The organism is Xanthomonas sp. CFBP 8445, assembly GCF_025666235.1.
GTDB lineage: Bacteria > Pseudomonadota > Gammaproteobacteria > Xanthomonadales > Xanthomonadaceae > Xanthomonas_A > Xanthomonas_A indica.
In genome coordinates this window covers 3274592-3300103 of record NZ_CP102594.1, presented here as the reverse complement: position 1 = coordinate 3300103, position 25512 = coordinate 3274592, and the positions used below count along the sequence as shown (strand labels likewise).

21 protein-coding genes are annotated in these 25512 nt (G+C 71.0%); 10 read left to right on the top strand and 11 right to left on the bottom strand.

Features of this window, described 5'->3' with window-relative positions:
• Positions 1–78: 78 nt before the first annotated feature.
• Positions 79–756, bottom strand: coding sequence for an energy transducer TonB (locus tag NUG21_RS14005; protein ID WP_263391181.1), 678 nt, complete (start codon positions 754–756; stop codon positions 79–81).
• Between the two features lie 236 nt (positions 757–992).
• On the bottom strand, positions 993–1730 hold the full coding sequence (locus NUG21_RS14000) for an SIMPL domain-containing protein (RefSeq protein ID WP_242082100.1): 738 nt from the start codon (positions 1728–1730) through the stop codon (positions 993–995).
• A 132-nt stretch (positions 1731–1862) separates the two neighbouring features.
• On the opposite strand from NUG21_RS14000, the gene NUG21_RS13995 reads away from it, so the two are divergent.
• The 4 genes from NUG21_RS13995 (at position 1863) to tldD (ending at position 9601) form a co-directional block, all read left to right on the top strand.
• Positions 1863–2429, top strand: coding sequence for a Maf family nucleotide pyrophosphatase (locus NUG21_RS13995; RefSeq protein ID WP_263391180.1), 567 nt, complete (start codon positions 1863–1865; stop codon positions 2427–2429).
• Complete coding sequence (gene rng / locus NUG21_RS13990; protein ID WP_010340444.1) at positions 2429–3919, top strand: ribonuclease G; 1491 nt, start codon at positions 2429–2431, stop codon at positions 3917–3919. Before NUG21_RS13995 ends, rng begins: the two co-directional genes overlap by 1 nt.
• Positions 3920–4076: 157 nt before the next feature.
• Positions 4077–7991: a YhdP family protein gene (locus NUG21_RS13985; RefSeq protein WP_263391179.1), complete on the top strand. Its 3915-nt coding sequence runs from the start codon at positions 4077–4079 to the stop codon at positions 7989–7991.
• Positions 7992–8158: 167 nt separating this feature from the next.
• Entirely contained in the window at positions 8159–9601 is a 1443-nt protein-coding gene (tldD, locus tag NUG21_RS13980) for a metalloprotease TldD (RefSeq protein WP_160947978.1), read from the top strand.
• 156 nt (positions 9602–9757) lie between these two features.
• Here tldD and yjgA read toward each other — a convergent pair whose 3' ends face one another.
• On the bottom strand, positions 9758–10351 hold the full coding sequence (gene yjgA, locus NUG21_RS13975; protein WP_242082097.1) for a ribosome biogenesis factor YjgA: 594 nt from the start codon (positions 10349–10351) through the stop codon (positions 9758–9760).
• A 95-nt stretch (positions 10352–10446) separates the two neighbouring features.
• Between yjgA and pmbA the strand changes: the two genes are divergently transcribed.
• The 3 genes from pmbA (at position 10447) to NUG21_RS13960 (ending at position 12801) form a co-directional block, all read left to right on the top strand.
• Entirely contained in the window at positions 10447–11811 is a 1365-nt protein-coding gene (gene pmbA / locus NUG21_RS13970) for a metalloprotease PmbA (protein WP_263391178.1), read from the top strand.
• Positions 11812–11819: 8 nt separating this feature from the next.
• Positions 11820–12248, top strand: coding sequence for a DUF4870 domain-containing protein (locus NUG21_RS13965; RefSeq protein ID WP_263391177.1), 429 nt, complete (start codon positions 11820–11822; stop codon positions 12246–12248).
• 175 nt (positions 12249–12423) lie between these two features.
• Positions 12424–12801: a DUF4870 domain-containing protein gene (locus NUG21_RS13960; RefSeq protein ID WP_019797965.1), complete on the top strand. Its 378-nt coding sequence runs from the start codon at positions 12424–12426 to the stop codon at positions 12799–12801.
• A gap of 433 nt (positions 12802–13234) precedes the next feature.
• On the opposite strand, the gene NUG21_RS13955 is transcribed toward NUG21_RS13960, so the two are convergent.
• The 6 genes from NUG21_RS13955 to NUG21_RS13930 form a co-directional block, all read right to left on the bottom strand.
• On the bottom strand, positions 13235–14329 hold the full coding sequence (locus tag NUG21_RS13955) for a M35 family metalloendopeptidase (protein WP_242082094.1): 1095 nt from the start codon (positions 14327–14329) through the stop codon (positions 13235–13237).
• 970 nt (positions 14330–15299) lie between these two features.
• On the bottom strand, positions 15300–16181 hold the full coding sequence (locus NUG21_RS13950; RefSeq protein WP_263391176.1) for a polyprenyl synthetase family protein: 882 nt from the start codon (positions 16179–16181) through the stop codon (positions 15300–15302).
• Complete coding sequence (locus NUG21_RS13945; RefSeq protein WP_160947972.1) at positions 16171–16434, bottom strand: exodeoxyribonuclease VII small subunit; 264 nt, start codon at positions 16432–16434, stop codon at positions 16171–16173. The genes NUG21_RS13950 and NUG21_RS13945 overlap by 11 nt, the downstream gene beginning before the upstream one ends.
• Positions 16435–16465: 31 nt before the next feature.
• Positions 16466–17782 carry a tRNA lysidine(34) synthetase TilS gene (gene tilS, locus NUG21_RS13940; RefSeq protein WP_263391175.1) on the bottom strand — a complete coding sequence of 439 codons (1317 nt, stop codon included), beginning with the start codon at positions 17780–17782 and terminating at the stop codon, positions 16466–16468.
• 462 nt (positions 17783–18244) lie between these two features.
• Positions 18245–18820, bottom strand: a complete 576-nt coding sequence (locus NUG21_RS13935; protein WP_237473342.1) for a WG repeat-containing protein — start codon at positions 18818–18820, stop codon at positions 18245–18247.
• Positions 18817–20523, bottom strand: a complete 1707-nt coding sequence (locus tag NUG21_RS13930) for an alkaline phosphatase family protein (protein ID WP_263391174.1) — start codon at positions 20521–20523, stop codon at positions 18817–18819. Before NUG21_RS13930 ends, NUG21_RS13935 begins: the two co-directional genes overlap by 4 nt.
• Positions 20524–20674: 151 nt before the next feature.
• Between NUG21_RS13930 and NUG21_RS13925 the strand changes: the two genes are divergently transcribed.
• The 3 genes from NUG21_RS13925 to NUG21_RS13915 all read left to right on the top strand — a co-directional run bounded on the left by NUG21_RS13925 (position 20675) and on the right by NUG21_RS13915 (position 23452).
• Positions 20675–22015, top strand: coding sequence for a dicarboxylate/amino acid:cation symporter (locus NUG21_RS13925; protein WP_152182838.1), 1341 nt, complete (start codon positions 20675–20677; stop codon positions 22013–22015).
• A gap of 76 nt (positions 22016–22091) precedes the next feature.
• Complete coding sequence (locus NUG21_RS13920; RefSeq protein WP_263393091.1) at positions 22092–22859, top strand: class I SAM-dependent methyltransferase; 768 nt, start codon at positions 22092–22094, stop codon at positions 22857–22859.
• A gap of 113 nt (positions 22860–22972) precedes the next feature.
• Positions 22973–23452 (top strand): acyl-CoA thioesterase, encoded by a 480-nt coding sequence (locus tag NUG21_RS13915; RefSeq protein ID WP_019798477.1) that lies wholly within the window; start codon positions 22973–22975, stop codon positions 23450–23452.
• 9 nt (positions 23453–23461) lie between these two features.
• On the opposite strand, the gene NUG21_RS13910 is transcribed toward NUG21_RS13915, so the two are convergent.
• Entirely contained in the window at positions 23462–24211 is a 750-nt protein-coding gene (locus tag NUG21_RS13910; protein ID WP_263391173.1) for a nucleotidyltransferase domain-containing protein, read from the bottom strand.
• Between the two features lie 430 nt (positions 24212–24641).
• Positions 24642–25478 (bottom strand): C40 family peptidase, encoded by an 837-nt coding sequence (locus NUG21_RS13905; protein ID WP_263391172.1) that lies wholly within the window; start codon positions 25476–25478, stop codon positions 24642–24644.
• Positions 25479–25512 lie beyond the last annotated feature (34 nt).

Sequence of the window (25512 nt, the reverse complement as noted above, 5' to 3'; positions counted from 1 at the left end):
TGTATCTATCGTGAACAAAAGGTGAATTTTTGCCTAACGCGAGCGGCCGAGGCTGCCCCGGCCGCCGCATCGGTTGCCTCAGCGATCCAGCGAAAAATCGATCGGCACCAGCCCGTACGCCTGCACCGGCGTGCCGTTCTGCAGCGCTGGCTGGAACGCCCAGCGCTTGAGCACCTGATCGCGGGCGGCCAGGTCCAGCGCCCGGTGGCCGCTGCTCTTCTCGACGGTGACCTGCAGCGGCTGCCCGTCGGTGCCGACCAGCACCCGCAGCAGCACGCTGCCCTGCAGGTGCTCGCGCAGCGCGTCGCGCGGATAGGCCGGGGCCGGCGCCCGCAGGTACTGCAACTGCATGCCTTCCACCGGTGTGCCCACGCTCGCCGGCGGCAGGCTGGGCGCGGCGATGCTGGGCGTGGGGTCGACGCTGGGCGCGGTGTCCAGCGCCACCGGGCTGCTGTCGACCAGCGCCGCCGGTGTCGGAGTTGGCACCGGCACCGGCACCGCGGTGGGCGCGCGCGGTTGGGTCGGCAGCTGTTTCTCGACGGTGGGAAGGGTTGGCGGCGTCGGGGTAACCGGGATCACCATGGGTTGCTGCCAGCGCGGCTGCACCTGCGCCGGTTCCGGCGGCGCGGCCACGTGCGAGAGCGGAAGCAGCAGCAACAGGGCGGCCAGCAGGTGCAGGGCGATCGCGGTGCTGTAGGCCAGGACCCGGGACAGGTCGATGCGGAAGGACGGGGCGGGGAGTTGCGTGCGAACCATGGATCCACCTCTGCGATAGGAGTGTCGTGGACTGCGGTACGGGGAAACGCACGGGGGCGGCGGATGGGGTCGTGGCGCCGGTCCGCGCTTCGACAGTGCGCCGGTCGCGGGCGCTTTGGCAAGCGGTGGCGGAGATCGGCGCCAAGTGCCACAGTGGCGAAGGGCGGTGCTGCCGGATCCGGACACGACGACGGCGCCCGCAGGCGCCGTCGCGAGGTGTGGCCGGGGCCGCCGGCTTACTTGCCCAGTTCGAACACCACGTCCAGGTTGACCGAGACGCTGCTTTCGCCCGCGGCCACCGGGGTGTCGGCCTCGGCCTTCATCGCCATCGCGCGCATCATCGGCATCGGCGGACGCACGCCGCCACCGCTGCCCTCGGAGATGCTGACGATGCGCCGCACGCGCAGGCCCAGCGCCTTGGCGTAGCTCTGCGCGCGCGCCTGCGCCTTCTTCAGCGCATCGACCCGGGCCTGGTCGTACAGCGGTTCCGGATCGTCGATCTCGAAGGTGGGGCCGTTGATCTGGTTGGCGCCCTGCGCGGCCAGCGCGTCGAGCACCTTGCCGAGCTTGGCGATGTCCCGCACCTTGAGGTTGACCGAGTTGCTGGCCTGGTAGCCGATGATCTGCGGGGCCTGGTTCTCGGCGTACTTGTACTGCGGGTTGAGGCTGACGCCGCTGGTCTGCACATCCTTGTCGGCGATGCCGGCGGTGCGGATCGCGGCCAGCACCTTGGTCATCTGCTCGGCGTTCTGGCGCATCGCCGCGGCGCTGTCGGTGGCCTGGGTGACCACGCCGGCCGAGATCGCCGCCACGTCGGGCGTGCGCTTGGCCTCGGCCTGCGCGGCGATGTTGAGCAGGGTGCCGTCGGCGGGCACGGCGTAGCCGGGCGCGGCGGTTTGGGCATGGGCGGTCATCGTGCCTCCTAGGGCGAGGGACAGGGCCAGCAGCAGCGGGCGGACGGACAATGCGCGCATCGGTGTTCTCCTTGAAGAATGGGGCGAGGGTGTTGCCGCGACGATGAACGCGTCGTGATCTTCGCCGGGGTTGAAGCGATCGTCGCGCCATCGGCGTTCGTTCAGCCAGTCCGCTCGGGTTATCCTTCGGCCATGCTGTATCTCGCGTCCCGTTCCCCCCGCAGAAACGAACTGCTGACCCGCCTCGGCGTGCCGTTCCGGATCCTCGATCTCGAGGTGCCGGAAGTGCGCGCGGCCGACGAGTCGGCGCAGGCCTACGTGCGCCGGGTGGCGCTGGACAAGGCCCGCGCCGGGCTGGCGCAGCTGGCCGACAGCGCCGACGCGGTCGTGCTCGGCGCCGACACCGAAGTGGTGCTGGACGACCGCGTCTTCGGCAAGCCGGCCGACGCCGAGGACGCCGCAAAGATGCTGGCGGCCCTGTCCGGACGCACCCACCAGGCGATGACCGCGGTGGCGCTGGTCGCCGCCGGCCGCGAGGAGCTGGTGCTGGTGCCCACGGCGGTGACCTTCGCCGACCTGTCCGCGCGCGACATCGCCGACTACGTGGCCAGCGGCGAGCCGATGGGGCGGGCCGGCGCGTATGCGATCCAGGGCGGCGCCGAGCGCTTCGTCAGCCGTCTCGACGGCAGCTATTCCGGGGTGATGGGCCTGCCCATGCACCAGACCCACCACCTGCTGCGCACCTTCGGAGTGCTGTGATGTCGCAAGAGATCCTGGTCAACGTCACACCACGCGAGACCCGGGTGGCCGTCATCGAGAACGGAATGCTGCAGGAGCTGCACATCGAGCGCGGCTGGCGCCGCGGCGTGGTCGGCAACATCTACAAGGGCCGGGTGCAACGGGTGATGCCGGGCATGCAGGCGGCCTTCGTCGAGGTCGGGCTGGAGCGCGCCGCGTTCCTGCACGCCAACGACGTGGTGCGGCCGGCGCCGGTCGGCAACGGCGACACCGAGGAGGCGACGCCGCTGCCGGTGTCGGCGGCGGTGCCGATCGTGGAACTGCTGCGCGACGGCCAGGACATCGTGGTGCAGGTGGTCAAGGACCCGATCGGCAGCAAGGGCGCGCGGCTGACCACCCAGATCAGCATTCCCTCGCGCTACCTGGTGCTGCTGCCGCAGTCGCGGGTGATCGGCGTGTCGGCGCGGATCGAGGACGAAGCCGAGCGGCAGCGCCTGAAGACCCTGGTCGCCGACCTGGCCGCCAGCCACGGCGGCTTCGGCTACATCATCCGCACCAATGCCGAGGGCCAGCCGGCCGAGGCGCTGGCCGAGGACATCGCCTACCTGTCGCGGGTCTGGAACGTGGTCGAGCGGCGCGGCCGCGACGGCGCCCCGGCCAGCATCATCTACGAGGACCTGAGCCTGCCGCTGCGCGCGGTGCGCGACCTGATCCGCAAGGACGTGGAGAAGGTGAAGGTCGATTCGCACGAGACCTTCGAACGGCTGCAGGCCTTCGTCGCCAAGTACATGCCGGTGCTGGCCGAGCGCCTGGAGCTGTACACCGGCGACCGCCCGATCTTCGACCTGTACGGGGTCGAGGACGAGATCGCCCGCGCGCTGGACAAGCAGGTGCCGCTGAAGTCCGGCGGCTACCTGGTCATCGACCAGACCGAGGCGATGACCACCATCGACGTCAACACCGGCTCGTTCCTGGGCCAGCGCAACCTCGAGGAGACGGTGTTCCGCACCAACCTGGAGGCGGCGCAGGCGGTGGCGCGGCAACTGCGCCTGCGCAACCTCGGCGGCATCATCATCATCGACTTCATCGACATGGACGACGCCGAGCACCGCCGCCAGGTGCTGCGCACGTTGGAGAAGGCGCTCTCGCGCGACCACGCCAAGACCACGGTGTACGAGTTCTCGCCGCTGGGCCTGGTGGAGATGACCCGCAAGCGCACCGTGGAGAGCCTGGAGCGGCAGCTGTCCGAACCGTGCCCGGAGTGCAGCGGGCGCGGCTCGATCAAGACCGCCGAGACCGTGACCTACGAGATCTTCCGCGAGATCACCCGCGCGGTGCGCCAGTTCGACGCGGCGCGTCTGCTGGTGATCGCCTCGACCAAGGTGGTGGCGCGCATCACCGACGAGGAATCGGCGGCCGTGGCCGAGCTGGAGGAATTCCTCGGCAAGACCATCCGCTTCCAGGCCGACGAACAATACCTGCAGGAGCAGTTCGACGTGGTGTTGTTGTGAGGCAGGGAGTGGGGATTCGGGAATGGGGAATGGGGGAAGAGCGCGCTGTCGGTGCGGATGCATCCCCTGATTCCTTTGCCGAATTTCACGTGGCAATGAGCGGTTCGCGTGCTGCTGTTGCGACTCCCCATTCCCGATTCCCCATTCCCCGCCCCTGATGCATACCCCCCTGCGCCGCCGCCTGCGCCTGGCTCGCCGTTTCGCGTTCTACGCGGTGGCGATCGCGCTGGTGTGCGTGGCGTTGGCGGTGGGGGCGCTGAGCCAGGCGCTGCCGTTCGTGGAGCGGCATCCGCAGCAGGTGGCGGCGTGGTTGAGCGAGCGCGCCGGGCGGCCGATCCGCTTTGACCGGCTGGAGACGGCCTGGACCCGGCGCGGCCCGCTGCTGCGCCTGGACGGGCTGCGCATCGGCGCCGGCGACGGCGTGCGCATCGGCCAGGCCGAGGTGCTGGTGTCGATGTATGCGGGACTGCTGCCGGGGCGCTCGTTCACCGAACTGCGCCTGCGCGGCCTGGCGCTGACCCTGCTGCGCGGCGACGACGGCAACTGGAGCGTGCAGGGCCTGCCGAGCTCGGGGCAGGGCGGCGATCCGCTGGATGCGCTGGAAGGGCTGGGCGAGCTGCAGGTCATCGACGGCCGCCTGCGCGTGCACGCCCCCTCGCTGGGCCTGGAAGCGCAGGTGCCGAAGATCGACCTGCGGATGCGCGTGAACGGCGAGCGCCTGCAGGTCGGCGTGCAGGGCTGGAGCGATCTGCAACAGGCGCCGCTGACCGCGGTGCTGGACCTGGACCGCCACCGCGGCGACGGCCAGGCCTACCTGGCGGTGCGGCCGGCGGAGCTGGCGGGCTGGGCCGGCCTGCTGCATGCGGCGGGCATCGAACTGCAGGGCGGCGTCGGCGAAGTCCAGGCCTGGCTGGACCTGCAGCAGCGCCGGGTCGCCGGGGTGACCGTCGACGCCACGCTGCGCGAGCTGCGCCTGCGCGGCGCGCCGCTGGCCGACGGCCGCACCCGGCCGCAACTGGCCTTCACCACCTTCCGCGCGAAGGCGCGCTGGCGCCAGATCGACGGTGGCTGGCGGCTGGATGCGCCGCAGCTGCAGTTCGGCCAGGCCGGGCAGCCGCTGCAACGCCTGGACGGGCTGACCGTGGCCGGCGGGCGCCGTTACGCCCTGTTCGGCGACCATCTCGACGTGGCGCCGCTGATCGCCGTGGCCGGACTCAGCGACCGCCTCTCGCCCGGCCTGCGCAGTTGGCTGTCGGTGGCGAAGCCGCGCCTGCAGCTGACCCAGGTGGCGGTGAGCGGGGTGCCCGGCGGCCCGCTGTACGGCCAGGGCCGCCTGGCCGAGCTGGCGTTCGCACCGGCCGGCGGCGCGCCCGGCGTGAGCGGGCTGCGCGGCCGCTTCGACGGCGATGCGCAGGCCGGCGAACTGGCGCTGGAGGCCGGCAGCCCGGTCCGGGTCGACTGGCCCAGCGGCTTCGGCGTGGTCCACCAGGTCCAACTGGCCGGGCGCATCGTCGCCTTTCGCGACGGCGACGGCCTGCGCGTGGCGACCCCGGGGCTGCGCGTGCAGGGCAGCGACTACGGCGCCGACGTGCGCGGCGGGCTGCGCTTCCAGGACGACGGCTCGCGGCCGTGGATCGACCTGGCCGCCGACCTGCAGGACGCGCCGGTGGTGGCGGCGAAGAAGTTCTGGGTGCACTCCAAGATGAGCAAGGCCGCCACCGACTGGCTCGACGCCGCGCTGCAGGGCGGGCGCCTGCGCGACGGCCATGCGCTGGTCTCCGGCGACCTGGACGACTGGCCGTTCGCCGACCACAACGGCCGCTTCGAGGCGACCGCGCGGCTGGAGGACGCCAAGGTGCGCTTCCAGCACGACTGGCCGGCGGTGGAGAACGTGGACGCCAGCGTCGCCTTCATCGGCAACGGTTTCGAGGTGCATGGCCGCGGCAGCATGGGCGGGGTGCCGGTGGAGCAATTGTCCGCGGCGCTGCCCGATTACAAGGAAGGCCAGCTCAGCGTGCTGGCCAGCACCCGCGCCGAGACCGGCAAGCTGCTGGCGATGCTGCGGCAGAGCCCGCTGCGCACCCGTTACGGCGACACCCTGGATGCGCTCAGCGCCTCGGGGCCGGCCGACGTCACCTTCGATCTGCTGCAGCCGCTGCGGGCCGACGTCGGCACCCACCACCTGCGCGGCACGGTCGACCTGCTCGGCGCGCATATCGCCGACAAGCGCTGGGACCTGGCCTTCGACGACATGCGCGGCAGCGCCAACTACAGCGATACCGGGTTCGCCGCGCAGAAGCTGAGCGTGTCCTACCAGGGCCACCAGGGCGAACTGGCGCTGCGGGCCGGCGATGGCGTGCAGGATCCGCAGCAGGCCTTCGAGGCCGCGCTGAGCGCGTCGCTGGACGCCAACGAACTGCTCGACCGGGTGCCGGAAATGGCCTGGCTCAAACCCTACGTGCAGGGCCGCTCGCGCTGGAACATCGGCGTGGGCCTGCCCAAGACGCCCGACGGCGGCGCGCAGCCGCCGACCCGGCTGCAACTGCGCTCGGACCTGGTCGGCACCGAGTTGTTGATGCCGGCGCCGATGGACAAGGCACCGGCGACGCCGCTGGCGACCTCGGTCAACGTGCCGCTGCCGGTCGGCAGCGGCCGCATCGAGGTGGTCTTCGGCAAGTTGATGGCGCTGGCGGCGCGCAGCCAGGGCGGCAAGACCGGCGTGCGCGTGGTGATGGGCAGCGACCATGTCGCCGACGAACCGCCGGCCAGCGGCCTGGTCGTGACCGGGCGCACCGCAGCGCTGAACGCCATCGACTGGATCAGCGTGGTCAGCCGCCCCGATCCGAACGCCGCCGCGGCCAACGGCGGCGAAGACCCGATGCCGCTGCGCCGCATCGAGATCCTCGCCGACCACCTGCTGTTGCTGGGCGGGGTGTTCGACAACACCCGCCTGCGCCTGCTGCCGCAGACCGACAGCATCGACGTGCACCTGGACGGCCCGGCCCTGGCCGGCGACCTCAGCGTGCCGACCAAGGACGGCGGCGTGCTTGGCGGACGCCTGGCGCGGGTGCATTGGCGCTCGGCCACGGCCACGCTGCCGGCGGCGAACGGCGCGCCGACGGCGGTGGTCGCCACGCCCGCCGACAATGGCGTCGCCGGCAGCGCCGGCCCGGTCCCGGCCGGCCCGTTCGCCGACAGCCTGGATCCGGCCACGATCCCGGCGCTGGCGCTGGACGTGGACGACCTGCGCTTCGGCGCGATCACCCTCGGCGCGGCCTCGCTGCGCACGCGCAAGCTCGCCGACGGCATGCAGGTGGACCAACTGCACCTGCGCTCGGACAAGCAGAAGATCGACATCAGCGGCGACTGGCGCGGCAAGGGTGCCACCGCCCATACCCAGCTCGACGCCAACGTCGACAGCCGCGACCTGGGCGAGCTGATGCAGAACCTGGACTTCGGTGGCCAGGTGCGCGGCGGCGAAGGCCAGTTGAAGCTCAGCGCGGCCTGGCCGGGCACGCCGGCCGGCCTGCAGCTGGCCACGGTGCAGGGCCAGCTCGACGTGGCCGCGCGCAACGGCCAGTTGCTGGAGCTGAACCCGGGCGCCGGGCGCGTGCTCGGCCTGCTCAGCGTGGCGCAGCTGCCGCGGCGGCTGATGTTCGATTTCCGCGACTTCTTCTCCAAGGGCTTCGCCTTCAACCGCATCGACGGCCAGATCCGCTTCGGCGACGGGATGGCGCGCAGCGACAACCTAGTCATCGATGGCCCGGCCGCCGAGATCAAGGTGCGCGGCGAGGCGGATCTGCGCGCGCAGCAGTTCGACCAGACCATCGACGTCAATCCCAAGTCCGGCAATCTGCTGACCGTGGTCGGTGCGGTCGCCGGCGGGCCGGTCGGCGCGGCGGTCGGCGCCGCCGCCAACGCGGTGCTGGGCAAGCCGCTGGGCAATATCGGCGCGCGCACCTACCGGGTCACCGGACCGTGGAAGGATCCCAAGGTGGACGTGATCGAGCGCGAATCGGCGCGGCCGCCGGCACCGTCGTCAGGTACGCCCTCGATCGCGCCCCGTCCGTAGGAGCGGCTTCAGCCGCGATGGGGCGTTACCGGTAAGGCCCGTCGCGGCTGAAGCCGCTCCTGCGAGGCGATAGGGGTGACGGCACAGAGACCCGCGGCGCACTGGTCATTCGCGTTCGCTGCCGCGCGCCGCTTGCGCTGCGCGCCTTCCTCCCCCATGTTGAGCCCATGAACGATCACGCCCTGAGCCTCGCCGAAACCCGCCTGTTGCTTCCCGCCGGCCTGGATGCCGCCAGCCTGGAGCGCGCCTTTGGCACGCTGCTTGGCCCCGGCATCGATTTCGGCGACCTGTATTTCCAGCATTCGCGGCGCGAGAGCTGGAGCGTGGAGGACGGCATCGTCAAGGACGGCGCCCACTCCATCGAGCAGGGCGTGGGGGTGCGCGCGATCTCCGGCGAGAAGACCGGCTTCGCCTATTCCGACGACATCCACCGCGACGCGCTGCTGGCCGCGGCGCAGTCGGCGCGAGCCATTTCCCGCGACGGCGGCGCGCAGCCGGCGCACGCGCTGCAGCGCGGCGGCGGCCGCGCGCTGTATCCGGCGCTGGATCCGGTGGACGCGATGGACAACGCGCACAAGGTGGAGCTGCTGCGGCGGCTGGACCAGTACCTGCGCGCCGCCGACCCGCGCGTGCAGCAGGTGATGGTGAGCCTGTCCGGCGGCGTGGACACGGTGCTGGTGGCGCGCAGCGACGGCGTGCTCGCCGCCGACGTGCGCCCGCTGGTGCGGCTCAACGTGCAGGTGATCGTCGAACAGCAGGGCCGCCGCGAGTCCGGCTATGCCGGCGGCGGCGGCCGTTACGACTACACCACGCTGTTCGCCGACGGCCGCCCGGAAGCCTTCGCCCGCGAGGCCTTGCGCCAGGCGCTGGTGAACCTGGAAGCGGTGCCGGCGCCGGCCGGGGTGATGCAGGTGGTGCTGGGGCCGGGCTGGCCCGGCGTGCTGCTGCACGAGGCGGTCGGCCATGGCCTGGAGGGCGATTTCAACCGCAAGGGCACCAGCGTCTACGCCGGTCGCATCGGCCAGCGCGTGGCCTCGCCCGGCGTCACCATCGTCGACGACGGCACCCTGGACGGTCGCCGCGGCTCGCTAAACGTCGACGACGAGGGCACCGCGACCAACTGCACCACCCTGATCGAGGACGGCGTGCTGGTCGGCTACATGCAGGACACGCTCAACGCGCGGCTGATGGGCGTGGCGCCGACCGGCAACGGCCGCCGCGAATCGTTCGCGCACCTGCCGATGCCGCGCATGACCAACACCTACATGCGCGCCGGCCAGCACGACCCGCAGGAGATGATCCGCTCGGTGAAGAAGGGCCTGTACGCGGTCAACTTCGGCGGCGGCCAGGTCGACATCACCAGCGGCAAGTACGTGTTCTCGGCCACGGAGGCCTACCTGATCGAGGACGGCAAGGTCACCGCGCCGGTGAAGGGCGCCACCCTGATCGGCAACGGCCCGGAGACCATGCAGAAGGTGCGCATGATCGGCCACGACCTGGCGCTGGACGAAGGCGTCGGCGTCTGCGGCAAGGACGGGCAGAGCGTGCCGGTGGGCGTGGGCCAGCCGTCGCTGCTGATCGACGGGCTGACCGTGGGCGGGACGGCCTAGGAGCCGGGAGTGGGGATTCGGGAATCGGGAATCGGCAAAGCGGGCGCCGCGGTGCGCTGCGGCAGTGCCGGCCTGACGGGTAGGTTCATCACGCGCCGCGCTCGCCGGGCTGGGCGAGTGTCGGCGGCCGTGCGCCGCAGCCGATGCTGCCGTACCTCAGTCGCGCGTGTCGTCGAACGCCGCGTCGTCGTCGGCTTCTTCGGGTCCCGGGTCCCGGGTCCCGGGTCCCGCCGCCTCCAGGATCAGCTCGCGCAGTTCCCGGAACAACTCGCGGTAGGCGTGCGGCGGCTTGTTCTTCAGCCGTTCGTCCTTGGCGTTGCGGACCAGCTGGCGCAGCCGCTGGCGGTCGGCATCGGGATGCTCGGCCAGCAGTTCGGCCAGCGCGGTGTCGCCTTCGGCGAGCAGCCGCTCGCGCCAGTCCTCGACCCGGTGCATGGCCGCCACTTCGCGGCGCGCGCTGTCGCTGTTGACGTCCATCGCCTCGCGGATCGCCTCCAGCACCGCCTCGTCCTCGCGCCGCATCTGCTTGGCCAGGAACGCCAGCTGCCGCTTGTGCGCGATGTGCGAGGTGATGCGCTTGGTTTCGGCGATGTGCGGCAGCAGCGACTCGGGCACCGGCAGCTTCGCCAGCTGCGCCGGGGTCAGCGCCACCAGCTTCTCGCCCAGGCTCAGCACTTCCAGCGCCTCGCGGCGTTGCTGGCTGCGGCTTTCGCCGCGGAATTCACCGGTGTCTTCGTCGCGTCCGCGCATGCTCGTACTACTCGATCGGGCTGGAAATCAAATCAACACATCCGGCCAGGACGGCCGGACAGGGGCGAAGGGATTCGCACAACAAGGATAAAGCATTGAACGCGATCACCCCCGATTTGCACCGCGACGACAGCCAGCAGCGCCTGCAGCGCTTGTCCGACATCGCCGAACGGCTGCTGGCGCGCGCCCGCGCGCTCGGCGCCAGCCAGGCCGAGGTCAGCTGCAGCGAAGACCGCGGACTGGACGTCAATGTGCGCCTGGGCGCGGTGGAGACGGTGGAGTCCACCCGCGACCGCGGCATCGGCGTCACCGTCTATTTCGGCCAGCGCAAGGGCAGCGCCAGCACCGCCGACCTGCACGAATCCAGCCTGGAGGCCACCGTGGCCCAGGCCTGCGCCATCGCCCGCTACACCGAGGACGATGTGGCCGCCGGCCTGGCCGACGCGGCGCTGATGGCACGCGAGCAGGCGGATTTCGACCGCTGGCATCCATGGCAATTGCAGGCCGAGGAGGCGATCGACCTGGCGCTGGCCTGCGAGGCCGCCGGCCGCGACGCCGATGCGCGGATCAGCAACTCCGACGGCGCCTCGGCCGGTACCAGCGAGAGCCTGTCGGTCTACGCCAATTCGCACGGTTTCATCGGCTGCGAGCGCAGTACCCACCATTCGATCGCCTGCACGCTGATCGCCGGGCAGGGCGACGGCATGCAGCGCGACGGCTGGTACAGCAGCGCCCTGGCGCGCGAGGACCTGGAGCGCGCGTCGGCGATCGGCCGCCGCGCCGCCGAGCGCACCGTGGCGCGGCTGCAGCCGCGCTCGCTGCCGACCGGCGAGGTGCCGGTGCTGTTCGCGCCGGAGACGGCACGCTCCTTGATCGGGCATCTGCTCGGCGCAGTCTCCGGCGGTGCGCTGTACCGCCGCGCCAGCTTCCTGCTCGACAGCGCCGGCACCCGCCTGTTCCCGGAATGGTTCGCGATCGACGAGCGGCCGCACCTGCGCCGCGGCCTGCGCTCGGCCGCCTTCGACGGCGAGGGCGTGGCCACCCGCGAGGCGCCGCTGGTGCGCGACGGCGTGCTGCAGCGCTACGTGCTGGGCAGCTATTCGGCGCGCAAGCTGGGCCTGCAGACCACCGCCAACGCCGGCGGCGTGCACAACCTGCAGGTGGCGGCCAATGCCGAAGATCTGCAGGCCATCGTCAAGGGCCTGCCGCGCGGCCTGCTGGTCACCGACCTGATGGGCAACGGCGTCAACCCGGTCACCGGCGACTACTCGCGCGGTGCCGGCGGGTTCTGGATCGAGAACGGCGAAATCGCCTATCCGGTGGACGAGATCACCATTGCCGGAAACCTGCGGCAGATGTTCCAGGACATCGAGGCGGTCGGCGCCGACATCGACGTGCGCTCGCACGTGCACATCGGTGCGGTGCTGGTCGGCAGGATGACGGTGGCCGGCAACGACTAAGCGGCCCGATGCAGGCAGCGCGCAAGGACGCTTTAGGCATGCAGGCGACCGACACCGAGAACACGATCACCGACGGCCCCGCCTCCGCGTGGGAGCGCGTGCTGGCGGCGTTTGCGCATCTGTCGATGTGGATCGGCTTGTTCGCCGCCTGCAATGTGCACCTGGGCTACGCGCTGTGGTGGCTGCTGTTGCTGTGGCTGTTGCCGGGCGTGCAATGGTGGGCGCTGCGGGGCAGGCAGCCGTTCGCCGCCGAACACGCGCGCCAGGCCATGCGGATGGGCCTCGGCCTGTCCCTGCTGAGTGCGGTCTTGCTGGCGCCGAGCGTGCTGATCTTCGGTGCCGTGCTCGTGTTCGGGTGGCTGCTGGCCCTGATGCTGCTGGTGGCGATGGGCGTCAGCCTGTACGCGGCGGCCAGGGCCATGCTCGGTCGCCGCTAGCGCGATCCGCTGCCGTATGGGGCGTTGGATTGGCGCCGCGGTTGCCGGGGGGCGATCCTCGAGCCCGTCGAGGCGTTTTCCCGCGTTGCCGGCTTGGCTTGACAGCGCTGCGCCAGCCGCCGAGAGTGACGCGCCAAACGTCTTGTCCCCTCACCACCAAAGGAACGGAATACCGATGAGCGAATTCGACAACGTCACCGCCCCGCCGCCGCCGCCGGCCTCGGCAGGGCCGCAGGAAGACCGCACGGTCGCGCTGATCACCCATCTGTCCGGGATCATCGCCGGTTTCATCGTGCCGCTGATCATCTGGCTGATCAACAAGGACAACCCGGCCAAGTCCTTCCTCAACGACCAGGCCAAGGAAGCGCTGAATTTCCAGATCACCGTCGCCATCGCGTACGTGATCTGCGTGGTGCTCAGCGTGATCGTCATCGGCGGCCTGCTGATGCCGGTGGTGTGGGTGGTGAACCTGGTGTTCTGCATCCTGGCCGGCATCAAGGCCAACGAAGGCGTCGCCTACCGCTACCCGTTCGCGCTGCGCTTGATCAAGTAAGCGCCGCTGCGACGCTTCTCCAAAGGCCCGGCCGCTGCGCCGGGCCTTTTTTGTGCCTGGGAGGCCCGCCGGCAGAGTGGAGCGCAGGCCGTCCACCGCGGCCCCACCGGCGCGTTTGCGAGGCGCTCGCCATTACGCAGCAAGGTCGACTACCAGAGCGAACGCCGTCATCTGTCGCCGTGGGCCCTGAATGAGGCCCGCGATCTGCGTGCCACCAGCGACCTGCGCAGCCTGTTCCGGCACGTGCTCGCTGCGCATCTGGGCGTGTCCGAGCGCGCGCTGGACAACCAGGTCTTTCCCGGCAGTGCGCGATTGCCTAGGTTGGAAGGATGGGTGGCCTGGGAACCCAGCCACCAAGGCGTACGGCACGGGCCGCACGCGAACCGGGCGCCGACGGCAGGTCGGCGCCCGGGCGATCACCGGCGTACCGGACTCAGTTCTGCGACGGATTGTTCTCGGCGAAGTACTCGTGGCTGTCGGCGTTCTTCACCGCGCGCGCCGGATCGCTCTGGGCCAGGCTCTTGGCCGCGCTCTGCCCGTACGCGGTGTCCTGCGTGCCGGCGACCACGCTGAAGTGGCTCATTTCGTGGATCAGGGTGCCGGCCTTGGAGTCGGTGCCGGTCAGTGGCGCGCTCCAGAACGCGTTGCAGACGTAGATCTGGTACGGCTGGTTCGGATAGACGTAGGCGTAGGAGCTGTCGCTGCAGCCGCAGTTGATGGTGATCTGCCCGTTGTTCTGGTCGATCGCCGAATCGATGTTGACGAAGTTGGAGGTGGCGGTGCTGTAGCGGCTGGCGTTGTAGGCGCCGAACCAGGTGGTGTAGCGCGCGCCGGTGCTGCCGCCGTTGAGATAGGTCTTGGCGTTCTGCGAGTAGTTGCGCGCGGCACTCACCGCGCTGCCGATGGTGCTGATCTGGCTGGTGCTGCACGAGGCGTAGTTGACGCCGTTGACCACCGCCTGCGGGCCGACCATCAGGTCATTGCGCACCGCGCGGCCGCGGCCGCCGTCCAGCCACACCGTCAGCGGGGCGCTGGACAGCGTCTGCGGCGCGCCATCGGCGCGCAGCATGCGCGCGCCATCGGCGAACGCGGCGCCCTGCAGCGGCGCGTCGAGGCGGATGCTGTAGGTGCCGCTGCGGCTCAGGTCATAGGCCTGGCCGAGATCGATCCGTGCCTGCCGCGCTTCGCCCGGCTGCAGCACCACCATGTCGTCGGCGCGCGGCGCGGCGCGCTTGACCAGGCGGCCAACGTAATCCACCGGCTTGCCGTCGCGCTGGACCTGGAACAGCGCGTTGTCGAGATCGCCCAGCGGCAGTTCCCACTTGGGCACGCGCGCGACCTGCTCGCCGGTGTTGCGGACGGTCACCGCCAGTTGGCCGCGCTGCTGGCCGTCGGCGTCGGCGACCGGCGTCAGTTCGACCTGCAGCGGCGCGGGCGCGCGCGTGAGTTGCGATTGCGCGGTAGCCGCCGAGATGATGCCGACCAGGCTGAAGCCGATCGCTGCCGAGATCCGGGATGCGTGTTTCATGCAGTCTCTCTCCGTCGAAAGTGGGTGCCCCATGACAGGGGCCGAAGCAAACTAGCCCGGTGCTGCACGCGTGCGCGCCGCAGGCGCGTTTGTCTTCGATTTCGTCCAGCGAAGCGCGCGCCAGGTCTCAGTATCGGCGCCGAGAGAACGCATCGCCGTGCGTGGCTGTCGCGCTGCAGCGGCAACGCTCAGTCGCACGCGCGGATCGAGGGCGGCGCTGCGCTAGGCCATGTTGTGATGACGCTCGCCCGCGCGCTGCACGTGCAGTGGGTGAAGATCGCGCTGGCGGCACGTTCGCCGAAGGCGATGAGGAATGCAGAGATCTCCCTTCGCTGCCGTTGGCGTCAGCGCGATCTGCAGCGGTGCAAGCGGCGTCGGGACGTTTGCGACAACGCGGGATTGCGGTGGTGCGAGATGCGCCTGGTTGCCTGGTTGCCTGGTGTAGGAGTCAACCGTCATGCATCCGCGACGACCGGCGTAGCGGACGATCGGACGGTAAAAGCAATCGGGACTGAAGTCCCTCCCACATTGCCCCCAGCCACTTTGTAGGAGCGGCTTCAGCCGCGACAGGCGTTACCGATGACGTCTGTCGCGGCTGAAGCCGTTCCTACGACAGCGCCTCTGGTCATCAACGGCTGCGTGCGGCCAGCGCCAGCATCGACCGTCATGCATCCGCGACGACCGGCGTAGCAGACGATCGGACGGTAAACGTAGTCGGGACTGAAGTCCCTCCCACATTGCCCCCAGACACCTCACCCTCGACTCCCTGTAGGAGCGGCTTTAGCCGCGACAGGCGTTACCGATGACGTGTGTCGCGGCTGAAGCCGCTTCTACGACAGCGCCTCTGGTCATCAACGGCTGCGTGCGGCCAGCGCCAGCATCACTCCTTGCTTTCGCGGAGGCGGCGCATGTTCTGTGGCAACGACGCATGCGGCCCAGCTGCGGCACTCGCACGCGTCGAGCGCCGCGCTCAGTGCGCGCGGTCGACCGCCAGCCGCGCCAGTGCCGCCAGCGCCTCGGCGGAGCCGCCATAGCCGTGCAGGCTGTCCTGCATCGCCTGCGCCAGTTCGGCCAGCTTAGCCTTAGCGCCGTCCATGCCCAGCAGGGCGGGGTAGGTGGACTTGGCCTGCGCTGCGTCCTTGCCGGCGGTCTTGCCGAGCTGTTCGGAGCTGGCTTCCACGTCGAGGATGTCGTCGCGCACCTGGAAGGCCAGGCCCAGCGCGGCGGCGAAGCTGTCCAGTTGCGCGAGCGCCGCGGCGTCGGCGCCGCCGCCGAGCGCGCCCAGGCGCACACTGGCGCGGATCAGCGCGCCGGTCTTCAGCGCATGCATCCGTTGCAGGTCGGTCAGCGCCTGCACGCGGCCGGTGGCGTCGATGTCCAACGCCTGGCCGCCGCACATGCCCGCCGCACCGGCGGCCTCGGCCAGGGTCTGCAGCCACTGCACGCGCAGCGTCGGCGCCGCGTCCTCGGCATTGGCCAGCAGCGCGAACGCCAGGCTCTGCAGCGCATCGCCGGCGAGGATCGCGGTGGCTTCATCGAAGGCGATGTGCACGGTGGGCTGGCCACGACGCAGGGCGTCGTCGTCCATCGCCGGCAGGTCGTCGTGGACCAGCGAGTAGGCATGGATCAGTTCCACCGCCAGCGCCGGCGCGTCCAGGCGCGCGGCGTCGGCGCCGAACAGCGCGCCGCTGGCGTACACCAGCAGCGGGCGCATGCGCTTGCCGCCGCCGAGCGTGGCGTGGCGCATCGCCGCGTGCAGGCGTTGCGGGGCCAGCGTCGCCGCCGGCAATTGCGCCTGCAGACCGGCTTCCACCCGCTCGCGCCAGTGCGCGAACGCCGCGTCAGCCGCCATGGGGCGGCACGGGGTCGAAGGGTTCGGCGCTGTCGGGCTGCTCGGGATCGCTGAGCAGGCGCACGCGCAACTCGGCCTGCTCCAGCGCCTGCTGGCATTGCCGGTACAGGCCCACGCCGCGCTCGTAGGCGCTGAGCGACTGTTCCAGGCTCAGGTCGCCGGCTTCCATCTTCTCCACCAGGACTTCCAGTTCCTCGAGCGACTGCTCGAAGCGGGCGACCGGGGAGGCATCGTCTTGAGGCTTCTTGGGCATGGCGAAAGTGTGCGCGGCGGCGGCAGCAGGGTCAATGCGACGCTGTCGCCGGCACTGTCAGCGGATCCAGCACCAGGCGTGCGGCGCGCGCCTGCAGCCAGGCGTGCAGCGGCGCGGCCAGCAGGTCCGGGCCGGCGGCCAGCAGTTGCGTGGCGTCGAACAGCAGCGGCAGCCGTTGGCGCTCCCACGGCGGTAGCGCCTGGGTCTGCAGCAGGTGCTTGAGCGACTGCGACTGTGCACGCCCAGGCAGGCGCAGGCGCTCGCCGCCGCGGCGTGCGCGCACCAGCAGCGGCGTGTCGAAGGCCAGCGTGGTGTCGGCGAGCAGGTGCAGGCGGCGGCCGTCGGGCAACGGCAGCGGCGCACGACCATCCCACTGCGCCTGCCAGTCGGCCGGCCAGGGCGCGAGGTCGTGTTCGGCGTACAGCGTGTCGCGCCAACTGCGCACGCTGGCGCCATGCCAGGCGAACTGCGCCGCGGCGTCGGCGCGCGGCTGCAGCAGGTCGCGTTCGATCGCGGCCAGGCCGGCTGCCGGCAACGGTGGCAGCCCGGCCTGCGCGATCCAGCGCCGCAGTACACGCGCGCGCCGTGCCGCGGGCAGGGCGCGCAGCGGGGCGATCGCTAGCGGGGCGCCTGCGGCGTCCTGCAGGGTCTCGAGCACCGCGCGGTCGTCCGCGTCCAGCAACGCGCCGGCGTCGGCGCACAACTCTGCGCTGCGGGCGAGGGCGGCGTCGGCATGCGGCCAGCGCTGGCGCAGCAGCGGCAGTACCTGCAGCCGCAGGAAATTGCGATCGAAGCCGGGATCGGCATTGCTGGGGTCGTCGATCCACTGCAGGCCGTGTTGCTGTGCATAGGCGTGCAACGCGCTGCGCGGCTGCGCCAACAGCGGCCGCCACAGGCGGCTGCCGGCGAAGTCGGACAGTGCCTGCATCGCCGCCAGGCCATCCGGGCCGGACGCGCGCAGCGCACGCAGCAGGAAGGTTTCGGCCTGGTCGTCGCGGTGTTGCGCCAGCGCCAGCCATTCGCCGGGCTGCAGTACCTGCGCGAAGGCGTGGCGCCGCGCCTGCCGCGCCGCCGCTTCCAGGCCATCGCCGCTGTCGCGCGGCACCTGCACCCGCACCACCTGCAGCGGCACCGCTAACGCTGCGCAGGCCTGCGCGCACTGCGCGGCCCAGGCGTCGGCCTCGGCGTGCAGGCCGTGGTGCACATGCAGCGCACGCAGGCCGGCGTCGCGGTAGGAAGGGTGTTGCGCGAGCAGGTGCAGCAGCACGGTCGAATCCAGTCCGCCGCTGAAGCCGAGCAGCAGCGGCGCCGGTGCCGGATCGGGCAGTGCGGCGGCGAGGGCGGACAAGGGGGACGTGGAGACGCGCGGAGCCATCGCGTCACTGTAGACGCAAGCGCTTGCCAGCGCGACGCGCGACCAGGGCGACGTCTTTGAGCCCGACCAGCGTTGTGGGACGGACTTCAGTCCCGATGCCTGTCAGTTCGACGCGTCGGGACTGAAGTCCCTCCCACAAAAGCAGGTGTCGGCACCCGGGACTATTCGGTTGCCTGCTCGTCAGGGCGCGTGCTCGGTGTCGACCGCCAGCACGCGACGCCCGGCCTGTGGCCAGCGCGCGACGGCGTCTGAAGCAGCGCAAAGGTGAGTCAGCTCCCTGTGGGAGGGACTTCAGTCCCGACGCGGGAATGTCTCACCTCGCGGACGATGCGCTTCCGCCGATATCGTGGAGCTGCAGCAAGAGACGCGTTGCAGAGGACCAGCCTTGGCGACGTTGTCCGCGACAACGCGGCCATGCCGCGCTCGCAGATCGGCTCAGCGCGTCGGCGCCGGCACTTCGCGATTATGGCGATCGATGGAGTACCAGCGGCCACCCTGCATCGGCGTATGACCGTCGGCGTCGGGTGTGCCGGCGCTGCAGCCATCGCAGACCTCGGCGACGCCGTGCTCGAACGGCCAGGCGAAGTCGTGGACCGGCGCGATGACCTCGCGCAGTTGCCGGTCGTAGAAGCCGATGCGGCCGTGGACGATGCCGCGGGTGAGACCTTCGGCGAAGCCGTCCGGGCCGTTGTCCCAGGTGATCACCGGCAGGCTGCGGCCATCGGCGCGCACGTAGTAGAAGCGTGCGCCGACGCTCAGCAGCGCCAGCCCGTCGCGATCGAAATGCAGGTGCCGCAGCGCCTGCGGCGTCAGTACCAGGCGTTCGTCGGCGCCGAGCCGGCAGCCCGGCACCACCGGCCGGTCGCTATTCGGGTCGCCCAGTCGGCAGGCCGCGGCGGCCGGTTGCGCCGTGGCCGCCGACGCGGCGCCGAGCGCGGCAAACGCAGCGAACCCTGCGAACACCGCAACGACCCCGCGCAGGCGGCCGCCGTGCAGCCGATGCCGGCTCATTGCGCAGTCGCGGCGCTGGTCATGAACGCCGCCGGCTTGGGCAATTCCACCGGCACCCCATCGCCGTTGCAGGTGCCGGCCTGGCACAGCCGCGCGCGCAGCGTCGGTGTGGCCTGCACGATCACGTGGTAGATCACGTTTTCTTCCAGACTGCCGCGGAACGCGTTGCTGCCGGGGCCGCGCGCCCAGATGCCGACGTCGTCGCCGCCGTGGGTCTCGGCCTTGGTCGGCACCAGCGCTTCCTGCATGAAGTCCGGGCTTTCGGTGTCGACATGGGTCAGGTCGGGACGGCCGTTGGCCGGCTCGAAGCTGCTCGGCGCATGCGGGAAGGTCTTGACCCCGGCCGGCTGCTGGTTGCTGGCGCCGGTGTAGCCGGGGCCGTTGGCGTAGCTGAGCGTGGCGTAGGGCTGGCCGTTGCCGTCCAGCGCCAGGTCGCCGGTGTTGGCGTCTTCGCCGCTGGTGCCGCGCACCTTGCCCAGGATCGGGTTGCCGCGCTGCGGATAGCCGACGAAGTTCAGCGTGTGCGAGTGGTCGGCGGTGACGATGATCAGCGTGTCCTCGGCCGAGGTCGCGTCCGCCGCGGCCTGCACCGCCTGCGACAGGGCGATGGTCTCGTCCAGCGCGCGGTAGGCGTTGCCGGCGTGGTGCGCGTGGTCGATGCGGCCGCCTTCGACCATCAGCACGTAGCCGTTCTTGTCCTGCGACAGGGTGCGGATCGCGGCGCGGGTCATCTCGGCCAGGCTCGGGTCGCCGTTGGCGCTGCGGTCGCGGTCGTGGTCGAACTGCATGTGGTCCGGCTCGAACAGGCCGAGCAGCGCCGGTGCGTTCTGCGCCGCCTCCAGTTGCCCGCGGGTCCACACGTAGGCGCCCTGCGGATGGCGCTGTCGCCATTCGCCGACCAGGTCGCGGCCATCCAGGCGCAGGCCGACCTTGTCGTCGTACTCCGGGTCGCGCTGTTCGACGGTGGTGAACTGGCCGCGGCCGCCGGCCAGCATCACCTGCGGGCCGCGCCCGAAGCGCGCACCGACCATCTGCTGGGCGATGTCGCGGCAGCCCTCGGCGACCGCCTTCTCCGGCAGGTCGGCATCGCTTTCCCAGTTGCGCTCGGGCACGTGCGCATAGGTCGCGGCCGGGGTGGCGTGGGTCAGGCGGGTGGTGGTGACGATGCCGGTGCCCATGCCGGCGCTGTCGGCCAGTTCCAGCCAGCTCAGCAACTGCTTGCCGAGGCTGTCGGCGCAGGCGTCGCGCTTGCCGGCGGCCACGCCGATCGCGCCCATGTGGGTCTTCACCCCGGTGGTGATCGAGGTCATGGTGCCGGCCGAGTCGGGCGTCTGCGAATCGGTGTTGTAGGTCTTGCTCAGCGCGGTGGCCGGGAACGCCTCCCACGACAGCTGGTTCTCCTCGCCGGAGGCGCCCTTGCGCTGGCCGTCGAGGATGCGCGCGGCGGCGACCGTGGTCAGGCTCATGCCGTCGCCCAGGAACAGGATCACGTTCTTGGCCTTGCCGCGCATGGCGCCGTTGTTGGCGGCCTTGGCCGCGCCGCTGCGGTACCACCAGGCCGGGGTCTCGCCGGCCGGATGGGCCACGGCGGGGACGATGATCGGCGCGACGTTGGCGCTGGCGGCCGGCGCGTGCGGCGCGCTGGCGCAGGCACCCAGCAGCAGGGTGGAGGCGGCGGCGAGAGCGGAAACGGGAAGGCGCATACGCGGAACGGGTCCTGAACAACGAAGTCCCCCGCATTATGCCGGTTGCGACAAGGCACGCCGATGACATCGCGCCTTTCCAGCCATGGCGTCGTCGTTGCCGCCGGGGTGCGCTATCGTGCGAAACCCCCGAGATTTCTGGACAGCGTCGATGAAACTGGTGACGGCCTGGTTACGCATTCCGTTCTGGCAGCGCGTGGTCGCCGGCTTCGTGCTGGGCGCCCTGGCCGGCTGGGCGCTGGGGCCGACCGCGGAAACCTGGTTCAAGCCGCTGGGGGATCTGTACGTCACCCTGATCAAGATGATCGCGGTGCCGCTGGTGTTCTTCGCCGTCATCAACGCGATCTCGGCGCTGCACGGGCAGCAGTCGGTGGCCAAGCTGGGCGGGCGCACCTTCCTGTGGTTCGTGGTCACCGCGGCGCTGGCGGTCGGCGTCGGCCTGGCCGTGGGCACCGTGCTGCAGCCGGGTGCCGGCCATCTGGGCCTGCGTGTGGACAGCGCCTGGACCCCGCGCGACGTGCCCAGCCCGGTGCAGGTGTTGCTCGACGTGGTGCCGTCCAATCCGTTCTACGCGCTGACCGGCATCGGCACCAAGACCAATGCCGCCGGCGAGACCGTGCTGGCGGCCGGACGCGGCTCGATCCTGCCGGTGATCTTCTTCGCCGCGCTGCTCGGCTTTGCCATGGTCAAGCTCGGCGAGCGCGTGGCCGAGGCGCGCAAGCTCACCAAGCAGATGAGCGAGATCATGATCCAGGTCACCCGCTTCGTGCTGGAGATGACCCCGCTCGGCACCTTCGGCCTGATCGCGGCACTGGTCGGCGGCTACGGCTTCGGCAAGCTGCTGCCGTTCGGCAATTTCGTGCTGGCGCTGTATCTGGCTTGCGCGATCCACATCGTGGTGGTCTACAGCGGCCTGCTGCTGGTGCATGGCTTGAACCCGTGGAAGTTCTTCCGCGGCGCCGCGCCGGGCATGCAGGTGGCCTTCGTCAGTTCCTCCAGCTTCGCCGCGATGCCGGTGGCGCTGCGCTCGATCACCCACAATCTCGGCGTCAACAAGGACTACGCGGCGTTCGCGGTGCCGCTGGGCGCGAGCATCAAGATGGATGGCTGCGGCGCGATCTTCCCGGCGCTGTGCGCGGTGTTCATCGCCCAGTACACCGGCGTGCCGCTGACCGCCAACCAGTACTTCGTGGTGCTGATCGCCTCGGTGCTGGGCAGCTTCGGCACCGCCGGCGTGCCCGGCACCGCGGTGGTGATGGCCACGGTGGTGCTGAGTGCGGCCAACCTGCCGCTGGAGGTGATCGGCTACCTGTACGCCATCGACCGCGTGCTGGACATGATGCGCACCATGACCAACGTGACCGGGCAGATGCTGGTGCCGGTGCTGGTGGCCAAGGAAACCGGCCTGCTCGACCGCACCATCTACGAGGCGGCCCCGAGCAATGTCGGCCTGGAAGATCCGCCGGTCGACGGTTCCGGCCAGGTGCGTTGATGCTGCCGTGAGCGCGCCTGTCGAGCGTCTGCGCGCGCAGCTGCGGCAGTTGCCGGGGCTGACGCTGCGCGAGGGCGTGCTGGTGCACGACGCGTTGCCGGACGACCCGTTCGAGCAGCGGTATCTTGAGGTGCGCCGCCGCGAAGGCCGGTTCTACAGCGACGCGCAGGTGCGCACGCTGCCGCAGCCGCCCGGCGCGCTCGGCGCCAGCCACGAATGGCGGGTGCGTGCCGAATCGTGCCGGCGCCTGCTGCGCCATCTGCGTGCGCGCGACGGCGACGGGCCGCTGCTGGAACTGGGCTGCGGCAACGGCTGGCTGTCGCATCGCCTGGCCAGCGGCCTGCAGCGCGAGGTCTGCGGCGTCGACGTCAATCGCACCGAACTGGCGCAGGCGGCGCGGGTGTTCGCCGCCGAGCCGCGGCTGAGCTTCGTCGCCGGCGACATCCTGCGCCTGCCGCTGCCGACGCAGCGGTTCGATGTGGTGGTGGTGCCGGCCTGCCTCCAGTACTTCGCCGACCCGCGTGCGCTGATCGCGCGCCTGCTGCAGCTGCTGCAGCACGATGGCGAACTGCACATCCTCGACAGCCCGTTCTACGCCGACGCCGAGCAGGCCCGGGCCAGCGCCGCGCGCAGCCTGCGCTACTTCAGCGACCTGGGCTGCGCCGAACTGGCGCAGCAGTACCACCAGCACACCGACGCAGTGCTGGACGGCATCGTGCTGCGCCGGTTGTTCGACCCCCGACGGCTGTCGGTGCGCTGCCTGCGTGCACTGCGCTGGCGCCAGCCGCATTTCCCGTGGCTGTGCATCCGCAAGCGCGACAACCTGGCGCTGGCCGCGGCGTAGTCGACCCCGTCGGCCGCCAGCGCGGCCGTGACCGCAGGCCATTGCGGCGCCATTGCGATTGGCGGCGTCGGCGCATGGCAGACTGCCGCCTTCTTCCCCTGCATGGACTCCCGATGAGCGGCACCCAACGCGAACTGACCTTCCGCTTCTTGGCCGAACCGATCGACGTCAACTACGGCGGCAAGGTCCACGGCGGCGTGGTGATGAAGTGGATCGACCAGGTCGGCTACGCCGCCGCGGTGGGCTGGAGCGGCCACTACAGCGTGACCGTGGCGGTGGGCGGCATCCGTTTCGTCGCGCCGATCCGCATCAGCGACATGGTCACAGTCAGCGCCAAGCTGGTCCACACCGGTACCAGCAGCATGCATTTCGCCATCGAGGTGCGCGCCCGCGATCCGATGGGCGGCGAGCCGCGCCTGTGCACCCATTGCATCATCGTGTTCGTGGCCCTGGACGGCGTCGAAGGCCGGCCGACCGCGGTGCCGGCCTGGCATCCGGACACGCCGGAAGACCATCGCCTGGCCGAGTACGCGCAGAAGGTGATGGAGCTGAGCAAGGGCATGGAGGACACCATCGCCCACTACCACGGCTGAGCGCGAACCTTACGCGCGCCAGTCCGCCGGCGCGGTGCGGCAGTCGCCATCGAACAGGCGGCCGCCGTGCGCGGCCAGTTCCTGTTGCGCCAGGGCCAGCACCGGCGCGCAGTCGGCGCTGGCGAACAGCGTGGCGAAGGCCTGCTCGAAGCGTGCGCCCACCGCCGGGTCCATCCGTGCCAGCAGGCGCGGCACCCACTTGCCGCTGCCGTACCAGTGGCCGCGCCCGCGCAGCGCCAGTTCCGCCAGGCGCGGATGCAGCAGGGCGCCGATCGCGACGATCTCGGCGGCGCTGCGCTCGCCGCACAGGTCGTCGACCAAGTCGGTGATCTCGTAGCGCAGCGCGTCCCGTTGCGCCGGCGTCAGCGGCAGCGGCCCGGCCTGCAGCCGCGCGGCGACCTGGGCTTGCAGGGCGTGGGCCGCGTCTGTCGCCGTGCCGACGATGTGGCCCTCGGCGATCATGTGCAGCAGGCTGGGACGGCCGCGCGCTGCGTCCTCATCGAGGAACCAGGCCAGCGTGCCTGGATCGTGCACGAAGGCCTCGACCGGCACGCCGTCGGTCAGGAACGATTCGCGGCGTGCGGCCGGCAGATGCGCATAGACCACGACCAGGTCGAGATCGGACAGGTGCGTGCCTTCGCCGCGCAGGATCGAGCCGGCGGCGAAGCCGAAGGCCGCGTCGGCGTAACGGTTGGACAGCAGCGATTGCGCGAGCGCCAGCGCCTGTGCGGGCGTGGGCAGGGTGGGCGCGGCTGGCATCAGCGCAGCGCCCGCTGGCGCGGCCAGGACGCGGCCGCATGGCGGACCTGCAGGGCAGGCGAGGGAAGTGCTGTCATCGAAGTTCGGCTGACGCGATCGAGGCCGCCCAGCGTAACGTGCCGGTGGGCAATGCGGACGGCGGCAATGACGTTCATGCGGACAGCGCGCAACTGCAGCGGGTAACGCGGCGAGTCCCGCCGGCGCAGCGCAAGTCGCGGCATGCCAGGTGCGGCCGCGCCGGCTGGTCTCCGTGGTTGCGCGGGCAGGTGTCGCTGGCTGCTGCGACGCTAGCCCGCTCGTCGCTGTCTCCTGCGAGCGGCGTCGCCGTGCGCCCGTGGTGCGGCGGCCAGCGAGGTGGCCGTGAATCCCCACAACGAAAAAGGCCGCTGTCGCCAGCGGCCTTTCCTGAAATGTCTGCAGACGGGACGGCTTACATCGCCACGCGGCGCGCCTGCACGAACTTCTCGCCCCAGTAGCCCGAGGTCAGCGTGTCCACGCGCACGTCCTTGCCGCGGCTGGGGGCGTGCAGGAAGCGGCCCTCGCCGACGTACAGGCCGACGTGGTCGACGCGGCCCTTGCGGCCGAAGAACACCAAGTCGCCCGGCGCCAGCGCGTCGCGGTCCTTGATCAGCTGGGCGCTGGCCTCGCGGGCCATCTCGCGCGACACGCGCGGCAGTTCGATGCCCAGCGCGGTGCGGAACACGTAGCCGACCAGGCCGCTGCAGTCGAAGCCTTCGGTGTCTTCGCCGCCCCAGCGGTACGGGGTGCCCAGCAGCGCCATGGCGCGCTTGAGCACGGACTGGACCTTGTCGCCGCCCGGCACCACGCCTTCGCGCGGGACCGGCTGGGAGACGTCGTAGTTGGCCAGCAGGCGGCTGATGTCGCCGGCGAACATCGCCGAGCGGTCCATCAGCGGGATGGTGTCGTTGGCGGCCAGGTGCGGCAGCAGGGCGGCCAGGGTGGCGGTGGCGGCAGCGTCGGCCTTGCTGCGCGACGGCGCGGGTGCCTGATTGGCGGCGGCCGGCTTGGCCGAGGCGATGGGAGTGCTGGTCTGTGCGGCGGCCGGGGCGGTGGTCGCGGCGGCGCCGACCTGGGCCGGAGCGGGGGCGACGGTCGCGATCGCTTCCGGGACGACGGTGTCGGCGGGAGCGGTCTGGGCCAGGGCCGGGAGGGCCGAGAAACAGAGCGAGGCGGTGCAGAAGAGGCGGAAAGCGGTCCGGCGGGGAACGGCGGTCCTGCCTGGAGAGGTCTGGGCTTCGGTCGTCACGCTTGGATCACAAAATAAAACGATGGGGGATCAT

Coding starts and splice junctions, on each gene's coding strand:
- NUG21_RS13945 (WP_160947972.1), bottom strand. CDS start 16,434: ATGCCCAAGAAGCCTCAAGACGATGCCTCCCCGGTCGCCCGCTTCGAG.
- NUG21_RS13910 (WP_263391173.1), bottom strand. CDS start 24,211: ATGCCAGCCGCGCCCACCCTGCCCACGCCCGCACAGGCGCTGGCGCTC.
- NUG21_RS13930 (WP_263391174.1), bottom strand. CDS start 20,523: ATGCGCCTTCCCGTTTCCGCTCTCGCCGCCGCCTCCACCCTGCTGCTG.
- NUG21_RS13925 (WP_152182838.1), top strand. CDS start 20,675: ATGAAACTGGTGACGGCCTGGTTACGCATTCCGTTCTGGCAGCGCGTG.
- NUG21_RS13960 (WP_019797965.1), top strand. CDS start 12,424: ATGAGCGAATTCGACAACGTCACCGCCCCGCCGCCGCCGCCGGCCTCG.
- NUG21_RS13965 (WP_263391177.1), top strand. CDS start 11,820: ATGCAGGCAGCGCGCAAGGACGCTTTAGGCATGCAGGCGACCGACACC.
- NUG21_RS13950 (WP_263391176.1), bottom strand. CDS start 16,181: ATGGCGGCTGACGCGGCGTTCGCGCACTGGCGCGAGCGGGTGGAAGCC.
- NUG21_RS14000 (WP_242082100.1), bottom strand. CDS start 1,730: ATGCGCGCATTGTCCGTCCGCCCGCTGCTGCTGGCCCTGTCCCTCGCC.
- NUG21_RS13955 (WP_242082094.1), bottom strand. CDS start 14,329: ATGAAACACGCATCCCGGATCTCGGCAGCGATCGGCTTCAGCCTGGTC.
- NUG21_RS13915 (WP_019798477.1), top strand. CDS start 22,973: ATGAGCGGCACCCAACGCGAACTGACCTTCCGCTTCTTGGCCGAACCG.
- yjgA (WP_242082097.1), bottom strand. CDS start 10,351: ATGCGCGGACGCGACGAAGACACCGGTGAATTCCGCGGCGAAAGCCGC.
- NUG21_RS13995 (WP_263391180.1), top strand. CDS start 1,863: ATGCTGTATCTCGCGTCCCGTTCCCCCCGCAGAAACGAACTGCTGACC.
- rng (WP_010340444.1), top strand. CDS start 2,429: ATGTCGCAAGAGATCCTGGTCAACGTCACACCACGCGAGACCCGGGTG.
- NUG21_RS13935 (WP_237473342.1), bottom strand. CDS start 18,820: ATGAGCCGGCATCGGCTGCACGGCGGCCGCCTGCGCGGGGTCGTTGCG.
- NUG21_RS14005 (WP_263391181.1), bottom strand. CDS start 756: ATGGTTCGCACGCAACTCCCCGCCCCGTCCTTCCGCATCGACCTGTCC.
- NUG21_RS13985 (WP_263391179.1), top strand. CDS start 4,077: ATGCATACCCCCCTGCGCCGCCGCCTGCGCCTGGCTCGCCGTTTCGCG.
- tldD (WP_160947978.1), top strand. CDS start 8,159: ATGAACGATCACGCCCTGAGCCTCGCCGAAACCCGCCTGTTGCTTCCC.